Source organism: Sorangiineae bacterium MSr11367 (assembly GCA_037157805.1).
GTDB classification, from domain to species: Bacteria; Myxococcota_A; Polyangia; order Polyangiales; family Polyangiaceae; genus Pendulispora; species Pendulispora rubella.
On sequence record CP089983.1, the window covers coordinates 2,844,056 to 2,855,729 of the forward strand.

10 protein-coding genes are annotated in these 11,674 nt (G+C 65.3%); 7 read left to right on the plus strand and 3 right to left on the minus strand.

What is annotated here, in order from left to right; genetic code table 11:
* Positions 1-52: 52 nt before the first annotated feature.
* Complete coding sequence (locus tag LVJ94_11410) at positions 53-2,764, plus strand: carboxypeptidase regulatory-like domain-containing protein (GenBank protein ID WXB07837.1); 2,712 nt, start codon at positions 53-55, stop codon at positions 2,762-2,764.
* Here LVJ94_11410 and LVJ94_11415 read toward each other — a convergent pair.
* The 3 genes from LVJ94_11415 to LVJ94_11425 form a co-directional block, all read right to left on the minus strand.
* Positions 2,736-3,239 (minus strand): adenine phosphoribosyltransferase, encoded by a 504-nt coding sequence (locus LVJ94_11415; GenBank protein ID WXB10707.1) that lies wholly within the window; start codon positions 3,237-3,239, stop codon positions 2,736-2,738. The genes LVJ94_11410 and LVJ94_11415 overlap by 29 nt on opposite strands.
* A gap of 93 nt (positions 3,240-3,332) precedes the next feature.
* Positions 3,333-4,106, minus strand: coding sequence for a 5'/3'-nucleotidase SurE (gene surE / locus LVJ94_11420; GenBank protein WXB07838.1), 774 nt, complete (start codon positions 4,104-4,106; stop codon positions 3,333-3,335).
* Positions 4,107-4,112: 6 nt separating this feature from the next.
* Positions 4,113-4,688 (minus strand): hypothetical protein, encoded by a 576-nt coding sequence (locus LVJ94_11425; GenBank protein ID WXB07839.1) that lies wholly within the window; start codon positions 4,686-4,688, stop codon positions 4,113-4,115.
* A 70-nt stretch (positions 4,689-4,758) separates the two neighbouring features.
* On the opposite strand from LVJ94_11425, the gene LVJ94_11430 reads away from it, so the two are divergent.
* The 6 genes from LVJ94_11430 to LVJ94_11455 all read left to right on the plus strand — a co-directional run bounded on the left by LVJ94_11430 (position 4,759) and on the right by LVJ94_11455 (position 11,672).
* Positions 4,759-6,969 (plus strand): prolyl oligopeptidase family serine peptidase, encoded by a 2,211-nt coding sequence (locus LVJ94_11430; protein WXB07840.1) that lies wholly within the window; start codon positions 4,759-4,761, stop codon positions 6,967-6,969.
* An 81-nt stretch (positions 6,970-7,050) separates the two neighbouring features.
* Positions 7,051-7,398: a hypothetical protein gene (locus tag LVJ94_11435; protein WXB07841.1), complete on the plus strand. Its 348-nt coding sequence runs from the start codon at positions 7,051-7,053 to the stop codon at positions 7,396-7,398.
* Positions 7,364-7,867, plus strand: coding sequence for a hypothetical protein (locus LVJ94_11440; GenBank protein ID WXB07842.1), 504 nt, complete (start codon positions 7,364-7,366; stop codon positions 7,865-7,867). The genes LVJ94_11435 and LVJ94_11440 overlap by 35 nt, the downstream gene beginning before the upstream one ends.
* A 30-nt stretch (positions 7,868-7,897) precedes the next feature.
* Positions 7,898-9,733, plus strand: coding sequence for a MutS family DNA mismatch repair protein (locus tag LVJ94_11445; protein ID WXB07843.1), 1,836 nt, complete (start codon positions 7,898-7,900; stop codon positions 9,731-9,733).
* A 39-nt stretch (positions 9,734-9,772) separates the two neighbouring features.
* Positions 9,773-11,062, plus strand: coding sequence for a PQQ-dependent sugar dehydrogenase (locus LVJ94_11450; protein ID WXB07844.1), 1,290 nt, complete (start codon positions 9,773-9,775; stop codon positions 11,060-11,062).
* 52 nt (positions 11,063-11,114) lie between these two features.
* Complete coding sequence (locus tag LVJ94_11455; protein WXB07845.1) at positions 11,115-11,672, plus strand: Uma2 family endonuclease; 558 nt, start codon at positions 11,115-11,117, stop codon at positions 11,670-11,672.
* The last annotated feature ends 2 nt before the right edge of the window (positions 11,673-11,674 follow it).

Consider the following 11,674-nt stretch of genomic DNA (forward strand, 5'->3'; position numbering starts at 1 on the left):
GATATCCGGACGAGTCACCGATGCGAAGGGGGCGCCCGTCGTTGGCGCTTCGGTGTGCGTATTCATCTTTTCGGGCGATTTCCGCGAGCCTCGGTGCACGCTCACCGCGACCAACGGCAGTTACCGCCTGGGCGAGCTCCACGCTGCCAAGTACGAGGTGAATGCCTCGGCGCCGAACTACGCGCCCGCGCGATGGCGCGAGCAGGACGACCTCCTGTTGAAGGCTGGCGAGAACCGCCAGAACGTCAATCTGGTCCTGGCGTCCGGTGGGGTCGAGGTGCGGGGCCGCGTCGTGGACATCTCGGGTGGGCCCGTTGCGGGGGCCTTGGTCGGCCTTTATTCCTCGGATGCCAATAGCGATGGCGGAAGGACCTTCACGCGCAGCGGGGAGCAGGGCGAGTGGCACGCATGGCTCCCTCCGGGGCGCATCGTGGCGGATGCCTCGGCCGATGGATATGCGCCCGGGTCGAGCGGAGGTGTTGCACCGGGCCAATTCATCGAGGTGGGCCTGACGCCGGAATCCGTGCTCGAGGGACGCGTGGTGGAGGCTGCGACGGGGAACCCCGTGGCGGGGGCGCGCGTCGCGGCCAACCCTTCGGGCGATCTGGCACGCTTCGTCATGAGCGGCTCGGGTGCGTACACGGCCACCTCCGACGTGGAAGGGCGCTTTCGCATTTCGCAGCTCGCGCCCGGGCGTTACAAGGCGGAGGCCCGAACGCCGCAGACGTGGGGCGTCGCCGCGGAGAGCGTTCTTCTCGGCTTGGGCGAAACGGCCAGCGATTTGCGCATCGAGGTGCACCCCACGGCCACGGTGACCGGCCGGCTCGTGTTCGCGGACGGACGCGGGTGCCATCCTGGGTCGGTCCAAGCCACGGAGACCACGAGCAAAGATTCGCACGGCGGGCAGACCCAAGAGGACGGGAGCGTGCGCCTCGAAGGGCTGCTTCCCGGCAGGTACGAGATAGGCGTGTTCTGCAAGAGCAGCTGGCAGAACACGACGTTCGAGCCGCTGGTCGTGACCAAGGACGACATCGCCGGCGTGACGTGGAAGGTGAGCGCAGAATCGACCCTTCGTGGAACGTTGGTCGACACGACGGGCCGGCCCGCGACGGCGGAACACGTTTCCGCAACCGCCCAAACGAGCAATCCGCGGGTGCGCGGCGCCTCCGAGAGCGCGAAGGTCGCGAGCGATGGCACCTTCCAGATCGAAGGCCTCTCGCCCGGCACCTACGCGATCGACATCGTTCGAAAAGGTATCGTGACGAAGACGCAAACCGTGGTCAAAGTCGATCGCGACGTGGATGGCGTGCGCGTGGTGGCGCCGCCGGTCGCCGACCCCGCCACCGGCACGATCGAGGGCACCATCGTGGATGCCGACGGCGCCCCCGTCTCCGGCGTCGAGATTCAAGCGCAGGGCAACGGTCGCTATGGCTATGCCGCGAGCGTCGATGATGGGTCCTTCGTCGTGAAGGATCTCCCCCCCGGCGACTACCGCGTGTGGACCTACAAGGAAAGTGCGATGCGCGCACCCAGAACGAAAGACGACGACGTTCAAGGTGTCACCACCACGGTGCGTGCGGATGCCGCGGCGCGCGTGAAGCTCGTCGTGGAGAGCCGGCGCGGCGAGATCCACGGACGCGTCGTGGACGAGGGCGGCCATCCGGTGACCGACGCCTTCATCGACGCGCAGCGTGAGTCGGACAGCGCGAGCCACGCCGCAGGCCACACCCGCCGCAATGTGCGCTGGTCGTGGTCCGGCGAATCGGTGCTCACGGATGTCCACGGCGCGTTCGCGGTGAAGAAGCTCTCACCGGGCACGTACGTGCTGCGCGGGTACCGCAAGGGCGGGGGCGAAGCCATCGCCGAAAAGGTGCGGCTCGGAGACGACGTGACGCTCACCATCCGCGCGACGGGAACCATCTCGGGTGCTTCCGTGGCGAGCAACGGCAGCCCCGTCGAGCGGTTCACGATTGCCATCCAAGACGCCAAATCGGGTTTCTCGCGCCGCGAGAACTACTTCCGCAGCGCCGGCGCCTTTGCCCTGCGCGATCTGCCCGCGGGCGATTACCACGTCGCCGCGGAAGCCCCGTCCGGCCGCGCCGAGGCCGACATCCACCTCGACCAAGGGCAGACGAAACGCGACGTGCGCTTGCAGATGACCGAGAACACCACGGCGCGCGGGCGCGTCGTCGCGATGGATAACGGACAGCCCATCGCCGGAATGGTCGTCGCCGTGCAGGCCGCGAAGGGCGCGCCCGCCGGCGTCAGCTACTCCTCCGCGGGCGAACGAAAATTCATCAGCGACGCCGAGGGACGCTTCGAGGTGGTCAACGCCCCCGTCGGACAGGTCGTGGTCGTCGCCTTTCCCGACTTTGGTTCGAGGATGGAGTACTCGCGCGATGTCCGCGTTCCGGCCACGCTCCAAGCCGGCACCACGAACGAGTTGCCCCCCCTGCGGGTCCCGCGCAATCGCGTTGCACCCGGGCAAGAGCACGGCGATTTGGGCTACGAGACGCAGGAAATGGCGCCGGAAGCCGACCTTCAGCAGGCGCGTTGGGTGGTGAGCGTGGTGCGGCCCGGCGGGCCCGCGGCCAAGGCGGGCCTTCAGGTCGGCGACGAGATCACCTCCGTGGACGGGCAGGACGTCGTCGGTGCGAACGGTTACATCTATCGCACGCTGGTCCGCGTGCCCGAGAAGACGGCGGTCACCCTCGGGCTGCGGCGCGGCGTGTCCCTCAATATTGAATCACGCTCTCCACTTTGACGGGCATGAGCCGTTCGCGCCCGCCGAGGAACGTGAGCTCGACGGCAAAGGCATAGGCCACCACGTATCCGCCTTGCTTGCGCACCAGCTCGGCCGCGGCCTTTGCCGTGCCACCGGTCGCGAGCAAGTCGTCCACCACGACCACGCGCGCTTCTTCGGCGAGGGACCCCTTGTGCATCTCCAACGTGGCCACGCTGTACTCGGTTTCGTACTGCACCTCGTCGCAGGCGGCGGGAAGCTTGCCCGGCTTGCGCGCGGGGACGAAGCTCGCATTGAGGCGCGCGGCGAGGGCGCCGCCGAAGATGAACCCCCGGGCCTCCACGCCCACGATGGCGTCGATGTGCTCGCCGATGAATCGTTCCGCGATGGCATCGAGCACGATGTGAAACGCACGCGGGCTCGCCAAGAGCGGCGTGATGTCCTTGAAGAGGATGCCTGGCTTAGGGAAGTCCGCGATGTTGCGGATCTTCGACATCGCGAAGGCGAGCGCATCGCGCGGCACGGCGAGGTCCGCGGCTTCGTTCGATGCGGGGTGCTCCGAGGGCGTTTTCTTCTTGGCACTCATCGTTCAGCGCTCCTTCGCTTGTCGGAACGGGGATGATAGCCGATCGACGAGCTCCCCGGAGGCCGTGTTGGTCAAGTCCAGCATGAGTGCGGTGAGGGTCGCGTACCCGCGATCGAACGCATCCGTGTCCGTCCCTGGCGCGTGCTCGTGCCGCACGCCAGGGCCTCCGAGCCAGAAATACTCGCGACCCCGGGGATCGTTGCGGAAGTCGACCAGCTCTTCGTACTTGCGCATCCCCAGGCGCGACGGCTCCACCTGGCCATTCCACTCGCGCGGCACGTTCACCGAGAGCAAGGGGGCCACCCCCACGCCGGACCGTGACCCGTAGAGCCCCAGTGCGAGCTGCGCGCAGAGCCGACAGGCCGTCTCGAAGTCCGCGCCGGTGTGCGCGCTGGTGGCCAATGCCGGAATGCCCTGCAGCGCACCCTCGCGCGCGGCGGCGACGGTGCCCGAGTAAAAGACGTCTTGCCCGAGGTTGAGGCCATGATTGAGCCCCGAGACCACCACGTCGGGCGGGCGGGGTAGCACGCGCGTGCCGGCGTGCAGTGCCACGTAAATGCAGTCGGCGGGCGTGCCATCCACCGCGAAAATGCCCGATTCGACCTCGCGAAGGCGCAGCGGGCGGTGCAACGTCAAGGCGTGGCTCGAGGCACTCTGCTCGGTCTCCGGTGCGATGAGCACCACGTCGCCAACTTCGGAAAGCGCATCGCGCATGGTGCGGATGCCGCGGCTCGTATGGCCGTCGTCGTTCGAAAGTACGAATAGTGGACGCGTCACGTCTCCTCACTTCTCCTCTCGCGAGCGCGAACGATGTCGGTGCCCGCGGTCCTTGTCTTTCTCTTTGGATTTCGCATCCCCCGCGTCGGCCGATGATGCATCTGCCGCGCTCGCGTCCGGGTCGGTGTTCGCGGCTTGGCCCGCCGGGAGCTTGGCCAAGGTATCGCGTGCCTGCGTTTTGTAGGGCGCATCGACGACGGTGGAGGCCATCACCTCCTCGAGAACCTTGCGCCGCGCCGCCACGTCGGGATCGCTTGCCGCGCCGTCGATGGCCGCCTTGGCCCATTGGTTTTCGATGGTTTTGAACTCGGCGGTCTGCCGAAACGGCGCATTGGGCGGAAAGGCGATGTGAATGCGATCGTGCGCGGTGAGGCAATCTCCGCTCGCGCAAAGCTTTTTCGCCTCTTCGATGGAGACCTGCTCCGCCGACATGGGCGCTCCGGATGCTACGACGGCGCTTCCGCTCACGGGCGCATTTTCCCCGGGTTTTTCGGCCCGGATGCCGAGCTTACTGCACGGGTCGAGGTGCGAGCCGAACGCGAAGGCAAAAAGCAAGGCTGCGGCACCGCGAAGAAGAATCATCGTGGAATCTTCCTTGAGATGCGAACAAAGGTCTACTCCGCATCGAAGAGCTGAGCGAGGATGCCACGCCATGCGTTTCATCCGTCCCACATCGATGCTCCTTCTCGGCATGTACGGTACAGGTGCCATGCTCCTCGGCGCCTGCGGAGGCGAGCCTGCGCCCGCGCATCCCGAGCAAGCCATCGCGCCGCAGGCGGATGCATCCACCGAAAGGACCACTCGCTTGCCGCACCCCGGATCCGTGACCGAGACCTTGCACGGCGTGACCGTCGAAGATCCTTTCCGCGCGCTCGAAAATGGCGACTCGCCCGAGGTGAAGGCGTGGACCGATCAACAGAATGCGAAGACGCGTCAGTTTCTCGATGCCGTTCCTTCGCGCGAAGCACTCAAGCGCGAGATCGCCGAACTGATTCACATCGGCAACGTGGACGCTCCGTACGTGGCGGTGGCCATTCCCGGCGAGCGCCGCTACTTTCACACGAAGCGCGAGGGCGAGCAAAACCAGCCGACGCTGTACGTGCGCGACAAGGTGGGCGGTCCCGATCGGGTGCTGATCGACGCGTCGGCCCTCTCCGCCGACGGCACCAACGCCATCGACTGGTGGTACCCCTCACGCGACGGCAAGTTCGTCGCCTGGGGCATGAGCGAGAACGGCAGCGAGGAGAGCACGCTCATCGTCCGCGACGTGAAGACGGGGAAAGACCTGCCCGATCGCATCCCGTACACACGCTACGCTTCGGTGGCCTGGGTGCCGGGAAACAAGGCATTCTATTACACTCGCCATCCCGAGCCGGGTTCGGTGCCGCCGGGTGACGAGAAATATTATTCCAAGGTGTTCAAGCACGTCATCGGCACGGACCCCAAGTCCGACGTGCTCGTCTTCGGTGCAGGTCGCGAGAAGACGGACACGCCCTCCCTGAGCATCTCGCCCAACGGCCGCTGGCTGGTGGTGACGGTGCACCAGGGCTGGGCCAAGAGCGAGGTGTACCTGCAGGATCTCGAGGCCAAGGGCAAGACCGCCGGCAAATGGGTCGAGGTCGCGGTGAAGACCGAGGCGCTCTTCGACGCCATCGCGCGCGACGACCGGCTCTACATCCATACGAACGATGGGGCGCCGCGCTACCGGCTCTTCGCGGTCGACTACAAAACGCCGGATCGCACGCACTGGAAAGAGCTCATCGTCGAGGGCGCGGACGTGCTCACCGACGTCTCCATCATCGGCAAGCACCTCGTGGCCACGTACCTGCACGATGCGTCCACACGGATCGAGCGCTTCGACATCAACGGCAAATCGAAGGGGGCGATTCCGCTTCCGGGCATTGGCACCGCGAGCGTGAGCGGACCGTACGAAGGCGACGAGATGTTCTTCAACTTCTACTCGTACGCCACCCCGACGCAGGTTTCCCGGGTCGACCTGAAGACGAACAAGGTCGAACTCTGGGACCGGGTGGGGGAGAAGTTCGCCGGTGAAAAGATCAACGTGACGTTGATGCACGCGACCTCCAAGGACGGCACCAAGGTCCCCATGTTCGTGGTCGCGGGCGAGAACCTCGCGAAGAACGGGGAGACGCCGACGGTGCTCTGGGGCTATGGCGGCTTCAACATCAACATGACGCCGGCGTTCAGTGCGCGCGCGCTGCTCACCGTGCGGCACGGCGGCGTGTGGGTCTTCACGGTGCTGCGCGGGGGCGGGGAGTTCGGCGAGGACTGGCACAAGGCGGGGATGCTCGCGAACAAGCAGAACGTGTTCGACGACTTCATTGCGTGCGCCGAGGAGATGGTGGCGCAGAAGATCTCGAACCCGGCGCATCTGGGCATCGCGGGGGGCTCCAACGGTGGCCTGCTCACCGCGACGGTGGCCACGCAGCGGCCGGAGCTTTACCGCGCCGGCCTGTCGCTGGTGCCGCTCACCGACATGGTGCGCTACACGCACTACCGCATCGCGCAGGCTTGGATCCCGGAGTATGGCGATCCCGCCAACGCCGACCAGTTCAAGGTGCTGTACGCGTACTCCCCGTACCACCACGTGAAAGACGGCACCCGCTACCCGGCGATGCTGTTCACCACCGCCGAGAGCGACGCCCGGGTCGATCCGATGCACGCCCGCAAGATGGCGGCACGCATGCAGGAGGCTCAGCAGGCGGGTGCGGCGGCGGACCGCCCGATTTTGGTGCGGGTCGAGAGCAAGGCGGGCCATGGCGCCGGCAAGCCCACGAGCAAAGTGGTCGAAGAGTTGGCCGACGAGATGGGTTTCCTGTTCCATGAGCTAGGAGTGAAGTAAACCCAGGGAAAAACCGCTGAATCGACAAAAAGAGAACGGCATACTGGACACCTGTTCAGGGTCACGAGTAGGGTACCTCGCATGGACATTCCCTTTGCGATCCCCGTACTGCGCGTTCTCTTCGACTTCGCCCGCGATCGCTCCCCGGCGGACGTGGGCCAGCTGCTGCTCTGCGTGGCCGAACACCTCCGTGTTCGCGGTCGCGCTGGCGAGGGCTGGCCTGCCGCCTTTCGACCCACGCTCCGTGCCCTCGAGCGCGCGGAGCTGGTGGAAATCTCTCCCGATGGCCGGATTCGCCTCACCGCGTCCGGCTTCGCCATGGCCGTCGCATGCTTCAACACCTCGTTGAAGCCCGCCCGCGAGCGGCCTTCGCAGCCTGCTGGTCCATCTCGTCATGCACGTCCCTCAAGCCCCCGCCTCGTCGCGTAGCCATTCCCCCCTAGACCTCGACGGGCGTTCGCTTGCCTTCCTTGCCTTATCCCTATTCCTTTTTGCCGGCCTGCTCGTTCACGGTGTCCTTCGAGCAGCCGGCGCGTGGTTCCGCCGCCTTCGTGCCCGCACGCGCGCTTCCCGCGCGCTTGCGGGCGAGGCGGACGCCGCCGAGTGGCTGTCCGAGCTCGGCTACGAAATATTGGGCACACAAATCGCCGCCAAATACGTGGTCTGGATCGACCGCGAACCGTTCACCGTCGGCCTTCGCGCCGATTATCTCGTCCAGAAAAAGGGCGCGCGCTTCGTGGCCGAGGTGAAAACCGGCAAGCTCGCCCCGCGCATCGATACGGCGGCCACCCGCCGCCAGCTCCTGGAGTACCGCATCGCCTTCGATGTCGACGGCGTTCTGCTCGTCGATGCCGAGGCGCGTCGCGTCCAGGCTGTCACGTTTTCCATGCTCGAGTAGCACCGCTCGATCGAGTAGCCTCGCGGCCAAATGCAGGCACGAGACGTGTACGAGGCGGGGAAAGCGGCACGCACGCGCGAGATCGCGGCGTTGGAGTTGCGCTCGCGATCCATGGGGATGCTCACGACCATCGCGGGCGTCGCCTGGGTCGTGTTCATCTGCGTCATCGTCTGGATGCCTCTTCCGAGCATCTTCTGGGGTGTCGAGTTCCTGTTGGTGATGAGCTTCGTCGTGCTCTGGGTGGCGCACGGCCGGCTTCAAACGAAAAAAGACCTGGTCGAGGCGGCACTGCGCTTTCACGAGCGCGGTTTGGCGCGGCTCGAGGGCAAGTGGAACGAGCACGGGGCGAGCGGTGAGGAGTTTGCCACGCCGAATCACCCGTACGCAGGGGACCTGGACATCTTTGGTCCCAATTCGCTTTACCGGTTTTTGAATCTGACCGAGACGCGCTTCGGCTCCGCGCACCTCGCGGCGTGGCTCAAAGGCGCGGGGAGCGATTTTCCCAATGGAGTGCGTGAGCGCCAGGAGGCCGCACGCGACCTCGCGGGCCGCCACGCCTTCCGCGAGGGGCTTTCGGCCACCGGCGCGATCCTCGGCGAGGAGAAGCCGGATCCGGAACCGTTTCTCACGTGGGCGGGCGGCGCGGCCCCGCTCGAGGCGAGTCCAATCCTGGTGCTCGCGGCCAAGGCTCTTCCGATTTTGACGACGGCGTCGCTCGTCTTTGCGAAATCGTTGCCGTCGGGCATTTGGGTCGGGTTGTTGATCCTTCAATGGATCATCGTGTCGCCGAAGCGCGCGGTCGTCGGGCGCATCGTCGGGTCGGTCAATTCGATGGAGGGCGGCTTTTCGCGCTTTGCGGAAATGCTCGCTGCGGTGGAGGGGCAGTCCTTCGAGGCGCCGCTGCTCGTGCAGTGCAAAAAGAGATTGTCATCGACAGGCACCAGCGCCACGCACGAAATGGGGCGCCTCGGGCGCATTCTGTCGTTCGTGGGCGCGCGCGAAAACGCGTTATTCCGTTTGACGATGGGGCCATTGTTATTGTGGGATTTCAACTGCGCCGTGGCCCTGGAGCGATGGCGTTTGCGCGCCGGTACGAGCGCCCGCACGTGGTTGTCCACGTTGGGTGAAGTGGAGGCGCTATCGAGCTTCGCGGCGCTCGCGCACGATCACCCGGAGTTCGCCTGGCCGACTTTGTCGAACGTGTCGCATTTGGATGCGAGGGGGCTCGGGCATCCGCTCATCGTGTCCTCGAAGCGCGTCGACAACGACGTGGTCCTGGAGCACCCCGGCAGCGTGCTCTTGGTCACGGGCTCGAACATGTCGGGCAAGTCGACGTTGCTGCGCGCGGTGGGCATCAATGCCGTATTGGCCTTGGCCGGCGCCCCGGTGTGCGCGCAGTCGCTGGTGATTGGCGATTTGCGCGTGGTCACCAGCATGCGCGTGCGCGACTCTTTGGCCGAAGGCGTCTCACACTTCTACGCCGAGCTGCAGCGTCTCAAGATGGTCGTCGACATGTCGCGCGGCGAGCGCACCGTGTTGTTCCTATTGGACGAGATTCTCCACGGGACGAACACCCGCGAGCGTTTGATTGGCGCCCGATCCATCGTGCGCAAATTGGTGGCGTACAAAGCCATGGGCGCAGTCTCGACCCACGACTTGGGCATTGCCGATCTGGAAACCGAATTGCCCCACGCGGTGCGGAACGTACATTTCCAGGAACAAGTCACCGGCGACAAAATGACCTTCGACTACAAACTCCGCGAAGGCGTCGTGCAAAGTTCCAATGCGCTCATCTTGATGAAGCTGGTGGGCCTGGACATCGCCGATGCGCCGTCCGCGCCAACTGCAGACCAAGTTCCAATGTGAGCCCAGGCCTTCGGCAGGGCGTGAGCTAAGATGGTTCGAATGAAGTCGAGAGCCATCTTCCTTGCCTTGCCTGGGGCTCTTTTCATGGCGTTTGCCGGATGCAGTTCGTCGGACTCGCCGGGTGGCGGTGGGTCCGCGTCGACGAATTGTGCGGGGCCCGTGCAGGATGATGCGTGGGTCTCCGATCCGAAGCTGTGTGTGCACACCTTTGCCTCGGGGTTGGGGGAGGTGCGGCAGATGGCCTTTGCGCCCAATGGGGACCTGTTCGTCAACAATGGGCGCATCATCGCATTGTGGGATGCCGACGGGAGCGGGACGAGCGAGGCGAACGAGCAAAGCCCTTTCGGTGCGGCGCCGGGGTTGAATCATGGCCTCGCGTTCTCCCGAGATGGGCGCTTCGTGTACGCCTCGAGCGATACGACGGTGTACCGATGGGCATATACCCCCGGCTCGAGGCAGGCGAACGGCGCCGCGGAGGTCGTGGTCCAGGGCATACCTGGCGGCGGATCGCATAGCTCGCGCACCTTGGTGTTCGATTCGCGGGGGCGGCTTTACGTCAATGTTGGGTCTGCGGAAAACATCGATACGACCAACATGGCGACGCGCGCGCAGGTGCGAAGGTTCACGATTCCCGAGGCTCTCCCGTCGGGTGGCATCGACTACGCATCGGGCGAAGTAGCCGCGGATGGAATGCGCAACGAGGTCGGTCTCTACATCGACGCGCAAGATCGCCTCTGGGGCGTGGAGAATGGGCGCGACAATCTCGCCGATCCGGACTTCGGTGGCGACATTCACACCGACAACCCCGGCGAAGAGATCAACGTGGTCGACGGCAACGGGGCGTCGTTCTTTGGATATCCCTATTGCTACAGCGAATATGCCGTTTCGACGGGCAAGGGACCAGGAACCGAGTGGGCCGATCCCTCGATGCCCGATGCATTGCAAAAGACCGATGCATGGTGCGCCGATCGAAACAACGTGCACCCACCCGCGTTCGTGATGCCCGCCCACTGGGCTCCGCTCGGCATCGTGCGTTACACGGGCACCTCGTTGCCCTTTGCGGGCGACTTCATCATCGCCGTCCACGGCTCGTGGAATCGCTCGCCCGCCGTGGGACGGCTGCTGGCTCGAGCCCACGTGGAGAACGACACCATCGTCTCGGTCGAGCCCATCGTCGGGCAGAAGGACGGCACCGGCCGGATGATCCAAGGGTCATGGGACGCGCGCCCGGTCGACGTGCGGCAAGGGCCCGACTCCGCGCTCTACTTCTCCGACGACAGCGGCGGCCGCGTCTTCAAAGTTGGATATGGCCAAGCCGCTGCACATTGAACGCGGCGGCTCGCGTTTCGCCTGAACTCGTCGTACCCTGAAGCACGAGCTCATGGATCCTGCGCGCAAAGTACCGACCCTAGCCGATCTCGACGCGCTGCCGCCCGACATCAAGGGCGAGATCATCGAGGGGGTCCTTTACACGATGACGCGCCCTCGTGCGCAACATCAACACACCACCCTTGCCGTTGGAAGTGAGCTAAGAGGGCCCTTCGATGGCGGTCGTGGTGGTCCTGGTGGATGGTGGATCCTGACCGAGCCGGGCATCGAGCTGCCGAATACGCCCGAGGTATCTCCCGATGTGGCAGGTTGGCGGCGTGAGCGGCTGCCGGTTCTTCCGAAGGACACGGCGATCAACGTCGTTCCCGATTGGGTCTGCGAGATCCTGTCGCCCACTACGCGTCGCCATGATGTGCTCATCAAGAAGCCCTACTATGCCCGCGTAGGGGTCAACTACCATTGGCTCATCGACTTGGAGGCGCGAACCTTGACGGCGTATCGACTCGAATCGTCGCGGTGGGTCGAATTGGGGGTCTGGGGCGATGAGACCGAAGCTCGCATCGAGCCATTCGACGCCATTCCGATCAACGTCGGAAGCTGGTGGCTTTAGCG